Here is an 18,976-nt window from a genome sequence, read left to right on the forward strand (position 1 = left end):
GCCGACAGTCAGCTGCGATCCACCACCCAGTGGGTGCCTTCACGGGAGTCCTTGAGAATGATCCCCTGAGCCGCCAGTTCATCGCGGATACGATCCGCCTCAGCGAAATCGCGAGCCTTCTTCGCCTCGGCGCGCGCAGTGATCCGGGCATTGATCTCATCGTCAGACAGATCGACAGCCCCCCCTTTCAAGAACGCAGCCGGCTCCTGCGTCAACAGGCCCAGTATTCCCCCCAGTCGCTTCAACTCGAGGGCCAGACCGGCCACGTCTGCGCTCGTGGTGCTGGCATCGCTCTGCTCCGCCTCCTTGCGGGCACGATTGAGTTCGCGCACCAGCTCGAACAGCACCGACAGGGCCTCGGGCGTGTTGAAATCGTCATCCATGGCAGCGGTAAACCGCGCGGCATAGTCACCCGGCCCCACTTCGATTTCTGCAGGAAGCTCGATGCCATCAAGCGCGGTATAAAAGCGCTCGAGGGACTTGCGCGCTTCACCCAGGGCGTCGGGCGCATAGTTGATAGCACTGCGGTAATGGCTTGCCACCAACAGGAAACGCACGACCTCGGGGTCGTGTTGCTCGAGAACCTCGCGGATCGTGAAGAAGTTGCCCAGGGACTTGGACATCTTCTCGCTATCGACCCTGACCGCCCCGGCATGCATCCAGGTGTTGACGTAACGCTGGCCGGTTGCCGCCTCGCTCTGCGCGATTTCGTTCTCGTGATGAGGGAAGGTCAGGTCCGGCCCCCCACCATGAATGTCGAAGGTATTGCCCAGGCAGCAGGTGGACATGGCAGAGCACTCGATGTGCCAGCCGGGACGACCTTCGCCCCACGGCGACGTCCAGCTGGCCTCGCCGGGCTTGGCCCCTTTCCATAGCACGAAGTCGAGAGGATCTTCCTTGTGCTCGTCCACCTCGACGCGGGCGCCCGAACGCATCTCATCCAGATTACGGTTGTTGAGCTTGCCGTAATTCTCGAACTTGCGTACCCGGTAATAGACATCACCGTTGCCCGGGGCATAAGCAAAGCCCTTGTCGATCAGCACCTCGATCATGGCAATGATCTCGGCAACATGACCGGTAGCTCGCGGCTCCTGGTCAGGACGCTGAACGAACAGGCGGCCCTCGTCCTCATGCATGGCATCGATCATGCGCTCGGTCAGCTCGCCGATGCTTTCGCCATTCTCCTCGGCGCGACGCAGGATCTTGTCATCGATATCGGTGATATTGCGGACGTAGGTGACATCATAGCCACGATGACGCAGGTAGCGACTGATGACGTCAAAGGCCACCATCACGCGAGCGTGGCCAAGATGGCAGAAGTCATACACCGTCATGCCACAGACATACATCCGAACCTTGCCGGGCTCAATCGGTGTAAAGACTTCCTTGGTACGGGTCAGCGTGTTGTAGATCTGCATGTCAGCCCTTCTTCTGCATCTTGGCCCAGGTGTCTTTCAGACCGACCGTGCGGTTAAACACCAGGTGGTCTGGACGGCTGTCGTGACGATCGGCGCAGAAGTACCCCACTCGCTCGAACTGGTAGCGGTCTTCATTGTCGGCATTGGCCAAGCTCGGTTCACCAATCCCCTTCACGGTCACCAGCGACTCTGGGTTCAGGTGATCGAGGAAATCCGCGTCCTTGTCCTTGTCTGGCTGCTCGACCAGGAACAGGTTGTCGTACAAGCGAACTTCCACAGGAACGCCATGACGCGCGCTTACCCAGTGGATGACGCCCTTGACCTTACGTCCCTCCGGGTTCTTGCCCAAGGTATCGAAGTCAACACTGCAGCGCAGTTCCTCGATCTCGCCCTCCGCGTTCTTGATAACCTCATCGCAACGTATGACGTAACTGTTGCGCAGGCGGACTTCCTTCCCGGGCGCCAGACGGAAGAACTTCTTGGGCGGCTCTTCCATGAAGTCGTCGCGGTCGATCCACAGCTCCCGGTTAAACGGGATCTTGCGCACCGGCATATCTTCACGGGCGGGGTGGCCAGGCACCTCGTAGACTTCCTCGTGGTGCTCGTCCACGTTCGTCAGCACCACCTTGAGCGGGTTGAGCACGCACATGGCGCGAGGTGCATTGTCCTCGAGATCCGAGCGGATGGCGTGGGTCAACATGGCAATATCGACCAGGCCGCCGTCAGCGCGGGTCACCCCGATCATCTCGCAGAACTTGCGCAAAGACGCAGGGGTATAGCCCCGCCGACGCATGCCGGAGATGGTCGGCATGCGCGGATCGTCCCAGCCCTCGACGATGCCATTGTCCACCAGCAGCTTGAGCTTACGCTTGGAGGTCAGCGTGTAGTTGAGGTTGAGTCGAGCGAACTCGATCTGGCGCGGCTTGGTCGGCACTGGCAGCTGATTCAAGAACCACTCGTACAGCGGACGGTGGTCCTCGAACTCGAGGGTGCAGACAGAGTGCGTAATCCCCTCAATGGCATCGGACTGACCGTGGGTGAAGTCATAGGAAGGATAGATCTTCCACTTGTCTCCGGTCTGGTGGTGATGGGCATGCCGAATACGATAGAGGATCGGATCGCGCAGGTTGATGTTGGGCGACGCCATGTCGATCTTGGCCCGCAACACCTTCTCGCCTTCGGCGAACTCGCCCTGGCGCATACGCTCCAGCAGATCAAGATTCTCGTCGGCACTGCGGTCGCGATACGGGCTTGGGCGGCCAGCCTCGGTCAGCGTACCGCGGTATTCGCGAATCTCGTCTGGTGACAGATCGTCGACATAGGCCTTGCCTGCCTGGATCAGGTACTGCGCCCAGGCGTACAGCTGATCGAAGTAGTCAGAGGCGAAGCGAATGTCTCCCGCCCACTGAAAGCCAAGCCAGCTGACGTCTTCCTTTATGGCGTCAATATAGGCCTGTTCTTCCTTGGCCGGGTTGGTGTCATCAAAGCGCAGATGACAGTCACCACCGAATTGCTCCGCGAGCCCGAAATTGAGACAGATTGACTTGGCGTGGCCGATATGCAGAAAGCCATTGGGCTCCGGGGGAAAGCGCGTCACGATCTTCTGCGACTGTCCGCTCTCGATTTCCTCGCGAATCTGGTTGCGAATGAAATTCGGCGCGCTGCTTGTCTCGGTGGTCATGTTGATGGATCAACCTCTGGTGGTGTACGGGCGTTGAGGGGCTAGCGGTCGCCCCCCGACTTCGCGCTGCGAAGCAAAACCGCTATTATAGCGTCACGCTAGGGCACGGCGCCAAGCCGTGCAGAGAACGAGAAAGGTGCCGACAGGCACAACATACCCAACAGGACCACTCAATGATCATCTTGCAGACCAATTTCGGCGACATCACGATCGAGCTCAACCACGACGAAGCGCCGAAAACCGCTGCCAACTTCGAGCAGTACGTTCGCGAAGGCTTTTACGATGGCACCCTGTTCCATCGCGTGATCGACGGCTTCATGGTCCAGGGCGGTGGCTTCGACAGCAACTTCGAGCAGAAGCAGACCCACGCTCCGATCGAAAATGAAGCCGACAACGGCTTGAAGAACGTGACTGGCACCCTCGCCATGGCGCGGACCCAGGACCCCCACTCTGCCACTGCGCAGTTCTTTATCAACGTTGCCGACAATGACTTCCTGAACCATACCGGCAAGAACATGCAAGGCTGGGGTTACTGCGTCTTCGGCCGCGTGGTCGAGGGCATGGAAGTCGTCAATCGCATCAAGGGTGTCTCCACCACTCGTCGCGGCATGCACGCTGACGTCCCGGCCGAGGATGTGATCATTCAGCGCGCCTATATCAAGGACGACGCCTAAACACCCACCTCAGCCCCCTCCAGGCCCATGCTTGGCCTGGAGGGTCAAGGATTACGCCATGGGCAAGACGACACTTCTGATCTCGGATCTCCATCTGCACCCCGGTGCGCCTGACATTACCCGTGGATTTTTGGCGTGGCTCGAGGAAAATCGCGGCACCGACGTCGATCTGTATTTGCTTGGCGATATCTTCGACGCCTGGATCGGCGATGACCTGATGCTGCTGGGGGATGCTGACCCCAGTGGCCATGCCCGCCTCGCCTGCGAGGTCGCCGACCAGCTCAAGGCAGCCAGCGATCGGGGCACGCGCATCTACCTGATGCACGGCAATCGAGACTTCCTGCTCGGCAGCGACTTTGCCGAACGAGCCGGTGCCACCTTGCTGAGTGACCCTCAGCGGATCGAGCTTGGCGGTGAACCGACGCTGTTGATGCATGGTGACAGCCTCTGCACACGGGACGAGGCCTACATGGCCTTCCGGGCCAAGGCAAGGGATCCCCAGTGGCAGGCTTCCATCCTTGCGATGCCGATTCCCGAGCGATTGGCGCTGGCCAGCCAACTCCGTCAGCAATCCGGTGAAGCCAATAGCACGAAGGCCGCCGACATCATGGACGTGACACCTGACGAAGTCCTCTCGGCGATGCAGCAGCATGATGTAAAGCGTCTGATCCACGGCCACACGCACAGGCCCGACGTGCATCCACTGACGCTCACCGCGGCGGATGGCAGCAAGACCCAGGGCCAACGCATGGTAATCGGCGACTGGTCGAGCAACGAAGGGTGGGAAGTACGCATCGACGGCGATGGCGCTCCTGCTCTCAATCGCTTCACCTTCTGAGCAAGACACCGATCGTGCGCAGGCCCCGCCTGTCTGCACCGGCGAGACACCACTGGCGGCACCAACACGCCGCCAGCGGCTCCCATGGGCAGGAAACGCTGACGCCCTCCCTTACTTCGTCACGCGACAGGCCTCAAGCGCCGAGCTCAAGGCGTCGATATCCATCGGCAGATCAACAGGCCAGATGAGCTCTAGCCGCGAGTCTTGCTGCCACTGCCCCCAGCGCTCTCGCTGCTCCCCTGCTGGCAACACCAGCCAGCCAGCGAGGGTACGCATGACCCCCTTGCCACGACATGGCGATGGCAAGCCCTGCCACCAGTCATGCAGACCTTGCTCCTCAAAAGATTCATCAGGGTGCCAGCACCAACTGACCGAACGATAGCCTAGGCCCTGCCCCTCACGGCGAGTCCCAGGACCCGCCAAGGGCAAGACTGACTCGACATCCTCGCTTGGCAACCGCGCCACCAGTGCGTGTTCAGCGGGCCTCGCTCCCCCACGCGCACCCGCAAGCGGAGTGCGTGGCGCAAGATCCAGCAACCAACTCAACGGCAACCCGTGGTGGTCACTCTGGATGACGACGTCTGGCACCTGGGACTGGCATTCTCGCCAACGCTCAAAGACCGCACGATCGTCTGAACGGACAAGATCCGTCATTGACAGCACCCAGGCATCGGCCACGCTTAGCTGCTGCTTGAAGGTGTCATGTGCCACCACCCGAGCGTCAGCAACTCGACGGGGATCTAGGACCGCCACCACTGCATGCAGCGTTAGCGCGTCCGCCAAGTCACCGGATCTCAATACCTCGAGCAACCCCGCGGGGTGACCCAGGCCGGACGGCTCAATCAACAGTCGATCTGGACGCTCACGCCGGAGTGCCTGAACCAGCACCGAGCGAAACACCGTGGCGACCTGGCAGCACAGACAGCCTCCAGGTACTGCCTGGACATGTACACCCGGCGTCTTACCAAGCAGCGCCTGATCGACCCCGACCTGACCAAACTCATTGACCAAAATGGTCCAGCGTTCATGCTCGGGCTTCTGCTCGATCCAATGACGAATCAATTGACTCTTGCCACTGCCAAGAAAGCCCGTGACAACGTGTGTCGGCACGCTTTTCAGTGGTTTCATGGTTAACACAAGGTCTCCTCAAACCCATGGGCAGCCAGCGAAGATAACGGTATAAAGCATGGCCAGAGCCCTCTCACGACTGTCATCATGTCACGGCCCATCGCGCTAGCGCACCACCGCAACGAGGTGACAGCCCGCCGTGACAACCCACCTGTCACACGGTTTAAACACCGGGACGATGATGCTCTTCGATGGATCAGCCCTCCATAGAAAAGGAGCACCCTAGGGTGCTCCTTGTTCTGCGTTGCGGCGGGGGCCGTATCACCCGTCTCCCACCACCTTAGCTTAATAGCGCTCTATATCGCCCACCTCCTCGAGGTGGCTGAGCAGCCCATCAAGAATTGCCTGGGCGCGAAGGCGCTCGGCCATGCTGGAGACAAACTGCTCCATCTGCGGGTTGCCCTGTGCTTCGCCGATGGCATCTAGCGCTATCAGGGTGACCTGATCACCCTCCACTGCGCGACCGTAAACGACACCACCTTCTTGGGGATGAGGCAGTTTGAAGGCCGTCGTCAGCACGGCGTCCGGCACGCTGGGCGCGTCCTGCCGGCTGATCGCATCAGCCTGCTGCCAATCAAGTTCCAGCGACTGCCCACCCTGCAGTTGAGCAACACGCTCGGATGCCAACTCGATCAGCGCATCACGAGTCTTGGCACCACGAACGGCCGCTTCGACGTCGCTGCTGACCTCTTCCAGCGGCAGCGTGGTGGCATCGCGGTGATCCAGCGCCCGCAGAACCAGGCGACGCGAGCCGTCCAACTCGATGACTTCACTATTGAAGCCTTCGTCCAACACTTCCTCGGAAAACGCCTGATCCATGACGCCGGGCTCCGCCAACACGCCCTCGGCGCTATCGCGGCTGACCCAATCCGTGGTGACCAGATCCACTCCGATGGCGTCCGCGACGCTTTGCAGGTCATCTGCGGCAAAACTCTCGTCGATCAGCTGCTGAGCCGTGTCGTTGAAGTCGTCCCTGACCTGCTCTTGAGCCAAGCGATCACGGAGTCGATCACGCTCTTGCTCGAAGTCAGGGCGGTCCAGCTCCGTCACCTTGATCAGGTGCAGACCATTGTCGGTTTCCACCACATCAGATACCTGGCCCTGCTGAAGGGCAAAGGCCGCCTGCTCGAAGTCATCACCAAAAATGCCGCGGGTGATGACACCCAGGTCACCGCCGGCATCGCTGGTCGTGGTGTCATCGGAAAACTCTGCGGCCAGGGTCTCGAAATCCTCTCCCTGAGCCAGACGCGACTGCAGGTCGGCGATTCTCGCTTCGGCTTCATCCCGAGTGCGCTCGTCACCAAACGTCACCATGATGTGAGACACGCGACGGTCCGCGTTTTCGGCGCTGGCTTCCCATGCCGCGCGGAGCTCGTCTTCGGAGACCTCCACGTCCGCCGCCATGGCCTCCTGATCAAGCAGCACGTAGGCAAGCTGGACTTGCTCAGGGCGCAGGAAGTCCTGCTGATGCTCACTGTAATAGGCAGACATCTCAGCATCACTGACGCTGACCTGCTGGTCCAGTTCACTGGCATCCATGGTGTGATAGCGGAAGGTACGCGTCTGACGCTGCAACTGGGCAAGACGCTGCTGCTCAGCGGGCAAGGTGAAGTCGCTGGCGATCAACCCCTGCTGAATATGGCCACGCATCACGTCTCGGCTCAGCTGCTCGCGGAACGACAGCGGTGTGTAACCAACACTGGCAAGGCGCTGACGGAATAGCTCCTGGTCGAATTGACCATCGGCATTGTGAAACTCGGGGCGACTGACAATCAGCTGATCCAGCTGATTGTCGGACACCGCAAGACCACCGGACTCCGCGTAGCTGATCATCAGGCGATCGCTGATCAACCCTTCAAGCACCTCACGACGCAGCGCTCTCTCCTGGTCAGCCGGCACCTGGTTGGCCCGCATGGCACGCTGAACGTTAACCTCGACCTGCTGACGATTGATTGGCTGGCCGTTGACCTTGGCCACTTCGTCACCGGACTGGCCAAACAAACCGATCAGCGACTCTACGCCGAACAGCGCCATGGTAACGACCACGGCCCCGATAATGATCTTTGCGATCCAACTTTGGGATCGGTCGCGAATACTCTGCAGCATGAAAGCCTCTGCGAAAGGTTGGGGGTTACGCTTGGCCTGGCAACAACGGTCAAGGTACCACACCCAAACTCATGAAAAAGGCGCACCGCGATAGCGATGCGCCCTTGGCGAGAGAAGTGTCAGCGGATGACACTACGCTCGTGTCAACGTTGCGAGGATTGGCCCAGGGCCAGTCACTCGTCAATCAGTTGACGGAATCCTTCAGAGCCTTGCCGGCCTTGAAGCTAGGCACCTTGGCAGCGCTGATTTCGATCGGCTGACCCGTCTGCGGGTTACGACCGGTGCGTGCGGCACGATCCTTGACGGAAAAGGTGCCGAAGCCAACCAGTGAAACGCTGTCGCCCTTCTTCAGGGTTTCGGTCACGGACTCGACCATGGCATCCAGCGCACGGGAAGCAGCAGCCTTCGGAATATCGGCAGACGCGGCAATGGCATCAATCAGCTCGGACTTGTTCACACTTCACCCCTTGACTATTACAGAAAAAGATACAAAACGGCGATTTTTTGGCCGACAGGCACGATCGCAGCATGGCGACAATTTATAGCAATGCGACGAAAGACCTGTCAAGCAACCTTCCTTGCCAATCCGCATGATTCCGGCATTTCCAGGCCGGAATCATGGAAAAAATGTCACTAGTGTGTACTGACCATTGAGTGAGTTGCAGTCGAATCCGTCGAAACCGAATCATCGGAATTATGATCCGTGTTTTTCGACAGCGCGACCTCCAACACCTCATCAATCCAGCGAACCGGATGAATCGTCAGGGCGTCCTTGATGTTATCAGGGACTTCCTTGAGATCTCTGCGGTTCTCTTCCGGTATTAGCACCGTCTTTATACCACCACGCCTGGCGGCCAGCAATTTCTCCTTCAACCCACCGATAGGCATGACTTCGCCACGGAGATTGACTTCGCCCGTCATGGCCACATCACAGCGCACAGGACGATTACAGAAGGCGGACACCATCGCGGTGACCATGGCGATGCCAGCACTGGGACCGTCCTTGGGAGTCGCTCCCTCAGGCACGTGGATATGCAGATCTTCCTTCTCGAAACGCTCCGGATCGATCCCCAGCGCTTCAGCACGGGCCCTGACGACGGTCTGGGCAGCACTGACAGACTCTTTCATCACATCGCCAAGGGAGCCCGTCTTGTTGATGCGCCCCTTGCCAGGCGTTACTACCGACTCGATGTTGAGCAGCTCGCCGCCTACCGATGTCCAGGCAAGGCCGGTCACCCGCCCCACTTGATCCTGCTTGTCGGCCAGACCGTAGCTGTAGCGTCGCACGCCAGCGTAAGTCTCGATATCCTCAGCCGCCAGCGTCTGAGAGCCCAGCGCCCCTTCCTTGCCTTCTTTCTCGAGACGCTCACGCAGCACCTTGCGGCTGACCTTGGCAATCTGCCGCTCCAGCTCACGAACACCTGCCTCGCGGGTGTAGTAGCGGATCAGCTCAAGGAGCGACGCATCACTGTACACCAGCTCGTCTTCCTTGAAGCCATTGGCAGCAAGCTGCTTGGGCACCAGATAACGGGTGGCAATCGCCAGCTTCTCGTCCTCGGTGTAGCCCGGCAGGCGAATCACCTCCATCCGGTCGAGCAGCGGCCCGGGGATGTTCATCGAATTCGCGGTACAGATGAACAGGGTCTCAGAGAGGTCGTAGTCGAGCTCGAGGTAGTGATCGCTGAAGGCGTTGTTCTGCTCGGGATCAAGCACTTCGAGCAGTGCCGACGCCGGGTCACCGCGGTGATCCATGCCGACCTTGTCGACCTCGTCAAGCAAGAACAGCGGGTTCTTTACCCCTGCCTTGGCCATACGCTGAATGGGCTTGCCAGGCAGCGAGCCAATATAGGTACGGCGGTGGCCACGAATCTCGGACTCGTCACGCACGCCGCCCAGCGCCAAGCGCACGTATTTACGATTGGTGGCTCGAGCGATCGACTTGCCAAGGGAGGTCTTGCCCACACCGGGCGGCCCAACCAGACACAGCACCGGTCCCTTCAGCTTCTTCACACGCTTGTGCACCGCGAGGTACTCAAGAATGCGCTCCTTCACTTCGTCAAGACCATAGTGGTCTTCATCCAGAACCTTCTGCGCGTTCAGCAGATCGTGCTTGACCCGCGTACGCTTCTTCCAGGGCACTGAGACCAGCCAGTCGAGATAAGAGCGCACCACCGTCGCCTCGGCGGAGGACGGCGACATCATGCGCAGCTTGCCCAGTTCCTGGTTGGCCTTGTCGGCAGCCTCTTTCGGCATACCGGAATCCTTGATGGCCTGCTCGTACTTGTCCGCCTCGTTCGGCGCGTTCTCGAGCTCGCCCATCTCCTTCTGAATGGCCTTCATCTGCTCATTCAGATAATACTCGCGCTGAGACTTCTCCATCTGGTCCTTGACGCGCGAGCGAATACGCTTCTCGACCTGCAGCAGGTCGATTTCCGCCTCGATCAGCGCCATCAGGTGCTCGATACGATCGCGCACGCGATCCATTTCGAGCAGCTCCTGCTTGTCACCGATCTTCAACGACAGGTGGGCACAGATGGTGTCCACAAGCCGGCTGGGATCTTCGATGCCAGACAGCGAATTCAGCACCTCGTTGGGTACCTTCTTCGACATCTTGACGTACTGCTCGAACTGATTGAGCAGCACGCGTACCAGCGATTCCTGCTCGCGCTCGCTCAGTGGCTCGCTGGAGCGCAACACGACCTCAGCCCGAGAGTGGCCGTCCTCGGCAAGGGAGATGTCGCGAATGTCTGCGCGAGACTCACCCTCGATCAGGACCTTCACAGTACCGTCGGGCAGCTTCAACAGCTGCATGATCTCGGCAACGGTACCAATGGCGAACAGGTCTTCGTTGTCCGGATCGTCCTTGCTGGCCTCGCGCTGAGCAACCAGCAGGACCCGCTTGTCATCCGCCATGGCAGCTTCCAGTGCCTGGATCGACTTTTCTCTGCCGACAAACAACGGGATGACCATCTGCGGGTATACCACTACGTCACGCAGTGGCAAAAGGGGCAGACTCATAGTCTGTTCGGCGTTCTGCTGCATCGCAGACGTTCCTCAAACTTAGCGGGTGAAACCTGAGGGATGGGGGCACCCCCGAGGTATTGCAAGGGGAAACACCTGCCGGAATGCTGTGATACCTGCCACCGGCAGTCGTAGCCCGTCGACCAGAAAGCGAAAGACTAGGCTCGCAGGACACATCTCCTGGAACAATCACCTAAGACAATGCCCTTGAGACAGTCTCCATAAGGCAATGCCCGGATATCAAGCCCGGCAGACAAAGGGGCCGCATCAGCGGCCCCTTTGTCGGCGTCGCGAGTCGACAGCGGCAGGTTAGCCGTCGGTACCATCCACCCGCGCGGCTTCCTCGGTATCTTCGCTCTGACTGTAGATCAGCAGCGGATCGCTCTCGCCACTGATGACAGACGCGTCGATGACCACCTTGCTGACGCCCTCAAGGGAGGGAATCTCATACATCGTGTCAAGCAATACGGACTCGAGGATAGAGCGCAGTCCACGTGCTCCGGTCTTGCGAGCCATCGCCTTGTGCGCCACTGCGCGCAGGGCGTCCTCTCTGAAGTCCAGCTCGACGCCTTCCATATCGAACAGGCGAGCATACTGCTTGACAAGAGAGTTCTTGGGCTCCGTGAGGATCTGTATCAGCGCATCCTCGGTCAGCTCGGTCAGGGTGGCAATCACCGGCAAACGTCCGACGAACTCGGGAATCAGACCAAACTTGACCAGATCCTCGGGCTCAACCTCAAGCAGCAGGTCACCCACTCCCTTGGACTCGTCCTTGCTCTTGACCTCAGCGTTGAAGCCGATGCCACCGGTCTCGGCGCGATCACGTATCACCTTGTCCAGACCGGCGAACGCACCGCCAACGATGAACAGGATGTTACCGGTATCCACCTGGAGAAATTCCTGCTGCGGATGCTTCCGACCACCCTGGGGCGGCACCGAGGCCGTAGTGCCCTCGATCAGTTTCAACAAGGCCTGCTGAACGCCTTCACCGGAGACATCCCGCGTGATGGACGGGTTATCGGACTTTCGAGAAATCTTGTCGATCTCATCGATGTAGACGATACCGCGCTCAGCCTTGTCGACATCATAATCACACTTCTGCAGAAGCTTCTGAATGATGTTCTCGACGTCTTCACCGACGTAGCCAGCCTCGGTCAAGGTAGTGGCGTCGGCGATGGTGAACGGCACGTTGAGCAGGCGCGCCAACGTCTCGGCCAAAAGCGTCTTGCCGCTGCCGGTAGGACCAATCAGCAGAATGTTCGACTTACCGAGTTCCACGTCGTCCTTGCCGCTATGACGAAGACGCTTGTAGTGGTTATAGACGGCCACGGACAGCACCGTCTTGGCGCGGTCCTGACCGATCACGTAGTCATCGAGAGTATGTCGAATTTCGCGTGGAACGGGCAGACGCTCCTCGTCGCTCTCGGCATCGGCATCGAGAACTTCCTCGCGAATGATGTCGTTACACAGATCGACACACTCATCGCAGATATATACAGACGGACCGGCAATCAGCTTGCGCACTTCATTCTGGTTCTTGCCACAGAATGAGCAATACAGAAGCTTACCGTTGTCGTCCTTGCCTTTGCCGTCGGCCATTCGCGTACCTCTCTGGCAGCGGCAGCCCCGCAGGGCCACCGGTAATCACGTAGTCATCGCGCAAGCTATCACGCTATCAGGATGCAGGACGCTTATCCAGCACTGCGTCGATCAGGCCGTACTCGGCAGCCTGCGCTCCGTTCATGAAGTTGTCGCGATCGGTATCCTTGGCGATGGTCTCGATATCCTGGCCCGTATGGTGTGCCAGGATCTGATTCAGTCGCTCGCGGATCCCCAAAATTTCACGGGTGTGGATCTCGATGTCCGACGCCTGCCCCTGATAGCCACCCAGCGGCTGATGAATCATCATGCGCGAGTTGGGCAAGCAGTAGCGCTTACCTGCGGCACCACCGGCCAGCAACAGGGCACCCATGCTGGCGGCCTGTCCGATGCACACAGTCGACACGTCGGGCTTGATGAACTGCATCGTGTCGTAGATCGACATCCCGGCGGTAACCGATCCACCCGGAGAATTGATGTAGAGGTGGATGTCCTTGTCGGGATTCTCGGACTCAAGGAACAGCAGCTGCGCCACCAGCAGGTTGGCCATGTAGTCTTCTACAGGCCCCACAAGGAAGATCACCCGTTCCTTGAGCAAGCGCGAGTAGATGTCGTAGGCGCGCTCGCCGCGAGCGCTCTGCTCGACCACCATGGGCACTAGGCCGCCAGCAGCATGTATATCGAACTCGGTGTTCATGGAGATGTGTCCTCGCATCCGTGTGTGGCAAAACGACAAAGCCGGCCCGATCGGGCCGGCTCGGCAAGACGCTTAGGCGTCCTCGCCCTCTTCTGCCTCTTCGCCCGGCTGCTGCTGTGCCGCAGCGAGAGCCTGCTGGTAGGACATTTCCACGTCCTTGACCGTCGCCTGATCGAGCAGCTTGTCGACCGCCTTCTCTTCCAGCAGTGCAGACTTGACCTGGGTCTTCATCTGCTCATTGCCCATGTAGTACTCGACGACCTGCTCCGGATCCTGGTACTGCTGAGCGAGCTCTTCAACCTTGGCCTTGATCTCATCATCAGAGGCTTCGAGCTCGTTGACCTTGATCACCTCAGCCAGCAACAGTCCGACCTGAACACGGCTACGCGCCTGATCAGCAAACAGCTCGTTCGGCAGCTGGCTGACATCAAAGTCTTCGCCAAGGCCGAACTGCTGGGCTGCCTGACGCTTCAGGCCGTCCACTTCCTGCTGCACCAGGGCATCGGGAACAGGAATGTCGTTGGCCTGCTTCAGCGACTCGAGCACCTGCTGCTTCACGCGGTTCTCCACCGCCTGGCCAGCTTCACGCGTCATGTTCTTCTTGACCTCGGCGCGGAAGGCATCGACGTCGTCGCCTTCGACTCCGAACTTTTCGATGAAGGCAGCATCCACTTCAGGCAGCGCCTGGCCCTTGATGGCATTGACCTTGACCTTGAAGGTAGCTTCCTGGCCTGCCAGCTGCTCGGCCTGGTAGTCCTCCGGAAAGGTCACGTTGATGACCTTGTCCTCTCCCGCCTTGGCACCCTGCAGCTGGTCTTCGAAGCCAGGAATGAAGCTGCCTGACCCCAACACGAGATCGTGGCCCTCTGCACTGCCGCCTTCGAAGGGCTCGTCACCCAGGAAGCCCTGGAAATCAATATTCACCTGGTCGCCGTCTTCAGCAGCGCGTTCCACTTCTTCCCAGGACGCGTTCTGCTTGCGCAGAGTTTCAATCATCTCGTCCACGTCAGCGTCGGTCACTTCAACGACCGGACGCTCTACCTCGGTACCTTCAATGGTGGACAGCTCGAACTCCGGGTACACCTCGAGCACTGCGGTAAACTCGAGATCCTTGCCGGCTTCGTTGACCTTGGCCTCGATCTGCGGGAAGCCTGCCGGATTGAGCTTCTCATCCGTGATGGCGCGGACATAGCGCTCGCGCATCACTTCGCCCACCACTTCGTTACGAACATCGCTGCCGTAACGCTGGCGGATGACGGACATCGGCACTTTGCCTTTGCGGAAACCGTCGAGACGAACGTTCTTGGCAGCGTCTTTAAGACGGGCGGCGACGGCCTCGTCAATCTCGGCGGCCGGCACCTGGACGTTGATGCGGCGTTCGATCTGGGAGGTCGTATCGACGGAAACTTGCATGAAAAATCCTCTACCGACTGGGGGCGTACTGAAACTGTGAAAACGTCAAAAGGGAGATTCTAAGAATCCCGCAGGGCACTGGCAAGCGCCAACGCCCTTTAGATGGGGCTTTTCGGACAATTTACAAGGGCAATCGCGCAATCCCTCCTCGCGGCAGCCCCCTAAACCACAGAAGGCCGAGCTCGCAAGAGAGCTAGATGGTCGATGTTCAAGGAAGGAAAGAGCAAAGAAGGCAACAACAAAAACAGCCGACCTACCCTTTGGCAGCCAGCTGATGCGATAACGACATATTCTAGAGACCACTCTGCGCGCTTCAGGGAGTGGGGTGGATGATGGGGATCGAACCCACGACCACCGGAGCCACAATCCGGGGCTCTACCACTGAGCTACATCCACCACAACCTGAACGCTTCACATCTGCAACCAGACACCAGCGCAACCAGCAACCTTCCCGCTAGACGACAGATTCAAGGCTCACCGCAATGCATGGAGTGGGGTGGATGATGGGGATCGAACCCACGACCACCGGAGCCACAATCCGGGGCTCTACCACTGAGCTACATCCACCACATACAAGCACTACAGATCAAACCCAAGCCTAACCAGGCGCCACGCTTTGCTGGCACGCCCAGCAGGACTCGAACCTGCAACCTACGGCTTAGAAGGCCGTTGCTCTATCCGGTTGAGCTATGGGCGCATTCTACACAACCGAAATCTTAACCACAACCCGAAAGCCAAGAAAAACCTTTTCTAAACAATCGCTTGTGGTCGGGGTGGAGGGATTCGAACCCCCGACATCCTGCTCCCAAAGCAGGCGCGCTACCAGACTGCGCTACACCCCGACGACCTGTTGCAATGCCACCGAAACCGTTTCAGCTGTCCCGGCGAGCGATGCGTATTCTACGGAACTTTCCTGACAAGTCAACACGCTAGTTGAACTTTCCTTTCCACCAACGGGCTTCTGCTTTGCCTGACCGCCCCGGCATGCGAAAATCCGTGCCCACTCCTTCCACCGCCCATTCATTCGTACTTTGAGGGAAGCCAATGTCCGCCCAGCTCATCGATGGCAAGTCCATTGCCGCCACCGTCCGCCAGCAGGTTGCTCGCCAAGTCGAGACACGCCGCCAAGCCGGCGGGCGGACGCCAGGCCTTGCAGTGGTTCTGGTCGGCGATGATCCCGCCTCCCATGTGTATGTGCGCAATAAACATCGTGCCTGCGAGCAGGCTGGCATCTCCTCCGTTCAGCACGCGTTGCCTGCGTCCACCAGCCAACAGGAGCTGGAGTCCCTGGTCGACCAGCTCAACGCGGATCGCTCCATCGACGGCATCCTCGTTCAACTTCCGCTCCCCGAACACCTCGACGCCAGGCCCATTCTGGAGCGCATCTTGCCCAGCAAGGACGTGGACGGCTTTCATCCCTACAATCTGGGCAGACTGGCTCAACGACTGCCGCTTCTGCGCCCCTGCACACCCAAGGGGGTGATGACCCTCCTTCATCATAGCGGCCTGTCGGTACGCGGCCTCAATGCCACCGTTGTTGGCGCGTCCAACATCGTCGGACGCCCCATGGCGCTGGAACTCATGCTGGCAGGCTGTACCACGACCGTCTGCCATCGTTTCACCCGTGACCTAGAGCAGCACGTTCGAAGCGCTGAGTTGTTGGTGGTCGCCGTTGGCAAGCCGGGACTGGTGAAAGGCGAATGGGTTCGCGACGACGCCATCGTCATCGACGTGGGTATCAATCGTCAGGATGACGGCAGTCTTGTCGGAGACGTTGACTTCGAGGAGGCGGCACGCAGAGCCGCTCACATCACCCCCGTGCCCGGCGGCGTTGGCCCTATGACCGTGGCAAGCTTGCTGGAAAATACGTTAATGGCAGCCGATATCCACGACGGCCAGACCGCTAACGACGGCTGAGCGCACCTTTTACGGGCCCAGGAAGAGACCGCAGACTCGCTCAAGGGCTTGGGGAGCAGGTGTCGTGCCCCCTCGCCCAGCGCTCGACAGCAAGGACTGTACTGCATGAGCCGAATCCGCAGGCCCCGACTTCCTGGCAACGCATCCCCTTTCATTGGAACAAACGACTAAGGACTACCATGCAACGCATCGGAATCATCGGGGCCATGGCTCAAGAGGTCGCGCAGCTTGCCTCTCAACTGGAGGACAGGGAGACCAGGTCGCATGCGGGCTCTACCTTTCACACGGGGCGCCTGCACGGTATGAACGTTGTCCTGCTGCAATCTGGAATTGGCAAGGTCAATGCTGCGGTGGGTACTACCCAACTGCTGGAACAGTACGCGCCCGAGGCCGTCATCAACACCGGATCCGCCGGCGGCTTTGGAGAGGGCATGTCGATTGGCGATATCGTGATTTCACGTGAAGTCAGGCACCACGACGTCGATGCGATGGTGTTTGGCTATGAAGCGGGCCAGGTACCGGGCATGCCGGCGGCCTACCTTCCCGACGCGCAGTTGGTCGCTGTTGCCAGAGAGTCCATTGAAGCCATGGGTGAAGTCAACGTCACTGAAGGGCTGATCGCCACCGGGGATGTGTTCATGGCATGCCCCGATCTGGTCGCCAGGACCCGCGCTCGCTTCCCTGCCATGCTGGCAGCCGAGATGGAAGCCGCTGCCATCGCCCAAACCTGCCACCTCTACCAGTGCCCCTTCGTCGTGATTCGCGCGCTGTCGGACATTGCTGGACAAGGAGACAATCACCTGTCGTTCGAGGAGTTCCTGATCCAGGCAGCCGATCACTCAAGCCGGATGGTGTCGCACATGATTCAACGTCTATCTGCAGCTTGACAGCACCAGCTGGGACCGGCGGCGGCCATTTCGTCACGACCCTCCTGTAGGCGCAGGCCACTATCCGTCTAATGCTTGGTTCATCGAGTTATCAGGGTGAGGGAAGCCGCGTCCCTCCCCTACTCTACATCGATGGTTTCCAGTCTCATTCCACGCTTGTCCCGCCACAAAAAAAGCGCCCGGCCTCCGAGGCCGAGCGCTTTCTTTGTAAGGCCTTTAGCCTTTATTCAATGCCTGTCTGCGAAGACTCCAATAGTCTGGCAAGGAAGGCATCACTATCCCCTTCCATCGCAACTCCTGGCAGGGTTACCTGTAGATCCGCATTGCTGCCATCTTGACTAAGACCTCCATCGAGTTTGACATGCAAGACAGTATCACCGCCGTTCGGCACGGCGAGAACCTGTTCACCGCCCTCGAGGTGGTCTAGATCATCCAGAAGCTCGCCGATATCGAGAGCCACACCATCCTCATCGAACGCCACCAACTCGCTATAGCCGGGTTCATCCTCTAGCTCAGCCGCAAGCTCCACAGGTAGTAGTGGCTCTTCATCTTCTAACAGCAAGGCCTGCGGCCTCACTGCACTTCTACCGAGGTCAATGACACCGATAGAGGGGCCGTCATCAAGGACCGTGACATCAAGCACACCATTCGCCTGCGACCCATCTTTATCAGTGATGGTGTACCCCACCGTCAATGTCAGGTCGTTGTCACCGTCAGTGGGGTGATCGATCGGATCTGACAACGTCACGCTGACATCGCCTTGGGAGGCATCTGTCAGGGTAACGGTCAACACCCGAGCACCATCGGCCTCGCCGAACACCGACATGCCGTCGTCGCTGACAGTGAAGACGACCGGCTTGTCACGGCTGGTAATGCTGTCCAGGGTACTGAGATCCCATTTGAACGCCTCGTTCTCAGCTGCGCCATCAGGGCCATAATCAAAAGCAAGATTGGTCGTCGCGCTATCGCTTCCTCCTGAAAGCTTCATCTCGTCCACCGTCACCCCAGCTGACCCCGTATCCGGATCTCCGTCAGAGTCTGGCGTGACCGGTACCGAACCATCAATGATATCCACTATCAGAGTGTTGGCCGCGACATCACCGTCGGCATCCGGACGCTCCAGAGTGAATTCGAGAGTTGGCTTCGTGGTTTGGTCAAGTCCCGGCAACGCAGTAAATGTCCAAGTCCCGTCGGCATCCACCACTAAGGTTCCTGTTTCTGTCACCACCTCTTCGCCCAGTGCAAAGACACGGAATCCGTTTTCCGTCGGCACCCTACCTACAATTTCCTTGGCACTTCCATCAGCTCCAGGGTCGTATGACCATTTACCGGTGGTGACGGTACCTTCCACTACACTCTTGGCCCCTCCATCAACCGACATAGTGATAGTGGGACTGTCATCGTCGACGGTCAGCGTAAGCGAACCCTCCGCCGTCGAGCCATCGCTGTCGGTCACGGTGTAACCCAGCGACAGGGTGATATCGTCTTCCTTGCTGTCGTCGCTGTGATCCAGCCCTTGGTGCAAGGTCGCCTCGTAGGCACCGGTGGCCACGTCGGTCACCACCGCGGTCAGCACCGTGTCGCCAGAGGCGTCGGT

The 18,976-nt window shown here is 59.2% G+C and carries 14 protein-coding genes and 4 tRNA genes; 4 read left to right on the plus strand and 14 right to left on the minus strand.

Translation table 11 applies throughout. The features are described from left to right. Positions 1-8 precede the first annotated feature (8 nt). Both cysS and JF545_RS03735 read right to left on the minus strand, forming a co-directional pair. The gene (gene cysS, locus JF545_RS03730; protein WP_206939033.1) at positions 9-1,418 is read right to left on the minus strand and encodes a cysteine--tRNA ligase; all 1,410 of its coding nucleotides are present in this window, start codon (positions 1,416-1,418) and stop codon (positions 9-11) included. A gap of 1 nt (position 1,419) precedes the next feature. Next, on the minus strand, positions 1,420-3,099 hold the full coding sequence (locus tag JF545_RS03735) for a glutamine--tRNA ligase/YqeY domain fusion protein (protein ID WP_206939035.1): 1,680 nt from the start codon (positions 3,097-3,099) through the stop codon (positions 1,420-1,422). A 173-nt stretch (positions 3,100-3,272) separates the two neighbouring features. On the opposite strand from JF545_RS03735, the gene JF545_RS03740 reads away from it, so the two are divergent. Both JF545_RS03740 and JF545_RS03745 read left to right on the plus strand, forming a co-directional pair. Continuing rightward, positions 3,273-3,773, plus strand: a complete 501-nt coding sequence (locus tag JF545_RS03740; protein WP_206939037.1) for a peptidylprolyl isomerase — start codon at positions 3,273-3,275, stop codon at positions 3,771-3,773. A 58-nt stretch (positions 3,774-3,831) separates the two neighbouring features. Then, positions 3,832-4,611, plus strand: coding sequence for a UDP-2,3-diacylglucosamine diphosphatase (locus tag JF545_RS03745; RefSeq protein ID WP_206939039.1), 780 nt, complete (start codon positions 3,832-3,834; stop codon positions 4,609-4,611). A gap of 111 nt (positions 4,612-4,722) precedes the next feature. Here the strand turns inward: JF545_RS03745 and JF545_RS03750 are convergent, their stop codons facing one another. The 11 genes from JF545_RS03750 to JF545_RS03800 form a co-directional block, all read right to left on the minus strand. Then, complete coding sequence (locus tag JF545_RS03750) at positions 4,723-5,739, minus strand: CobW family GTP-binding protein (RefSeq protein ID WP_206939041.1); 1,017 nt, start codon at positions 5,737-5,739, stop codon at positions 4,723-4,725. Positions 5,740-6,024: 285 nt separating this feature from the next. Beyond that, positions 6,025-7,845: a SurA N-terminal domain-containing protein gene (locus JF545_RS03755; protein WP_206939044.1), complete on the minus strand. Its 1,821-nt coding sequence runs from the start codon at positions 7,843-7,845 to the stop codon at positions 6,025-6,027. Positions 7,846-8,029: 184 nt separating this feature from the next. Continuing rightward, complete coding sequence (locus tag JF545_RS03760; RefSeq protein ID WP_206939045.1) at positions 8,030-8,302, minus strand: HU family DNA-binding protein; 273 nt, start codon at positions 8,300-8,302, stop codon at positions 8,030-8,032. Between the two features lie 176 nt (positions 8,303-8,478). Next, on the minus strand, positions 8,479-10,887 hold the full coding sequence (gene lon / locus JF545_RS03765) for an endopeptidase La (RefSeq protein ID WP_206939047.1): 2,409 nt from the start codon (positions 10,885-10,887) through the stop codon (positions 8,479-8,481). Between the two features lie 288 nt (positions 10,888-11,175). After that, positions 11,176-12,465, minus strand: a complete 1,290-nt coding sequence (gene clpX / locus JF545_RS03770; protein ID WP_206939049.1) for an ATP-dependent Clp protease ATP-binding subunit ClpX — start codon at positions 12,463-12,465, stop codon at positions 11,176-11,178. Between the two features lie 76 nt (positions 12,466-12,541). Continuing rightward, positions 12,542-13,162 (minus strand): ATP-dependent Clp endopeptidase proteolytic subunit ClpP, encoded by a 621-nt coding sequence (gene clpP, locus JF545_RS03775; protein WP_206939051.1) that lies wholly within the window; start codon positions 13,160-13,162, stop codon positions 12,542-12,544. Between the two features lie 72 nt (positions 13,163-13,234). Further along, on the minus strand, positions 13,235-14,575 hold the full coding sequence (gene tig / locus JF545_RS03780) for a trigger factor (RefSeq protein WP_206939052.1): 1,341 nt from the start codon (positions 14,573-14,575) through the stop codon (positions 13,235-13,237). 321 nt (positions 14,576-14,896) lie between these two features. Continuing rightward, positions 14,897-14,971, minus strand: a tRNA-His gene (locus JF545_RS03785). 96 nt (positions 14,972-15,067) lie between these two features. Further along, a tRNA-His gene (locus JF545_RS03790) sits at positions 15,068-15,142 on the minus strand. A 53-nt stretch (positions 15,143-15,195) separates the two neighbouring features. Then, positions 15,196-15,272 (minus strand) — tRNA-Arg (locus JF545_RS03795). Between the two features lie 68 nt (positions 15,273-15,340). Next, positions 15,341-15,417: transfer RNA gene (locus JF545_RS03800), tRNA-Pro, on the minus strand. Between the two features lie 202 nt (positions 15,418-15,619). Here JF545_RS03800 and folD point away from each other — a divergent pair. After that, positions 15,620-16,492: a bifunctional methylenetetrahydrofolate dehydrogenase/methenyltetrahydrofolate cyclohydrolase FolD gene (gene folD, locus JF545_RS03805; protein ID WP_206939061.1), complete on the plus strand. Its 873-nt coding sequence runs from the start codon at positions 15,620-15,622 to the stop codon at positions 16,490-16,492. Positions 16,493-16,671: 179 nt separating this feature from the next. Next, positions 16,672-17,379 (plus strand): 5'-methylthioadenosine/S-adenosylhomocysteine nucleosidase, encoded by a 708-nt coding sequence (gene mtnN, locus JF545_RS03810; protein WP_206939069.1) that lies wholly within the window; start codon positions 16,672-16,674, stop codon positions 17,377-17,379. Between the two features lie 223 nt (positions 17,380-17,602). Here mtnN and JF545_RS03815 read toward each other — a convergent pair. Next, a partial coding sequence (locus JF545_RS03815) for a DUF5801 repeats-in-toxin domain-containing protein (protein ID WP_206939071.1) occupies positions 17,603-18,976 on the minus strand: 1,374 nt, incomplete at its 5' end.

Source organism: Halomonas litopenaei, assembly GCF_017303055.1.
Classification (GTDB): domain Bacteria; phylum Pseudomonadota; class Gammaproteobacteria; order Pseudomonadales; family Halomonadaceae; genus Halomonas; species Halomonas litopenaei_A.

Bases quoted from the DNA above. Each gene is read 5' to 3' on its own strand.
- JF545_RS03750 (WP_206939041.1), bottom strand. From the start codon at position 5,739: ATGAAACCACTGAAAAGCGTGCCGACACACGTTGTCACGGGCTTTCTT.
- tig (WP_206939052.1), bottom strand. From the start codon at position 14,575: ATGCAAGTTTCCGTCGATACGACCTCCCAGATCGAACGCCGCATCAAC.
- JF545_RS03740 (WP_206939037.1), top strand. From the start codon at position 3,273: ATGATCATCTTGCAGACCAATTTCGGCGACATCACGATCGAGCTCAAC.
- folD (WP_206939061.1), top strand. From the start codon at position 15,620: ATGTCCGCCCAGCTCATCGATGGCAAGTCCATTGCCGCCACCGTCCGC.
- lon (WP_206939047.1), bottom strand. From the start codon at position 10,887: ATGCAGCAGAACGCCGAACAGACTATGAGTCTGCCCCTTTTGCCACTG.
- JF545_RS03735 (WP_206939035.1), bottom strand. From the start codon at position 3,099: ATGACCACCGAGACAAGCAGCGCGCCGAATTTCATTCGCAACCAGATT.
- mtnN (WP_206939069.1), top strand. From the start codon at position 16,672: ATGCAACGCATCGGAATCATCGGGGCCATGGCTCAAGAGGTCGCGCAG.
- JF545_RS03755 (WP_206939044.1), bottom strand. From the start codon at position 7,845: ATGCTGCAGAGTATTCGCGACCGATCCCAAAGTTGGATCGCAAAGATC.
- cysS (WP_206939033.1), bottom strand. From the start codon at position 1,418: ATGCAGATCTACAACACGCTGACCCGTACCAAGGAAGTCTTTACACCG.
- clpP (WP_206939051.1), bottom strand. From the start codon at position 13,162: ATGAACACCGAGTTCGATATACATGCTGCTGGCGGCCTAGTGCCCATG.
- JF545_RS03745 (WP_206939039.1), top strand. From the start codon at position 3,832: ATGGGCAAGACGACACTTCTGATCTCGGATCTCCATCTGCACCCCGGT.
- clpX (WP_206939049.1), bottom strand. From the start codon at position 12,465: ATGGCCGACGGCAAAGGCAAGGACGACAACGGTAAGCTTCTGTATTGC.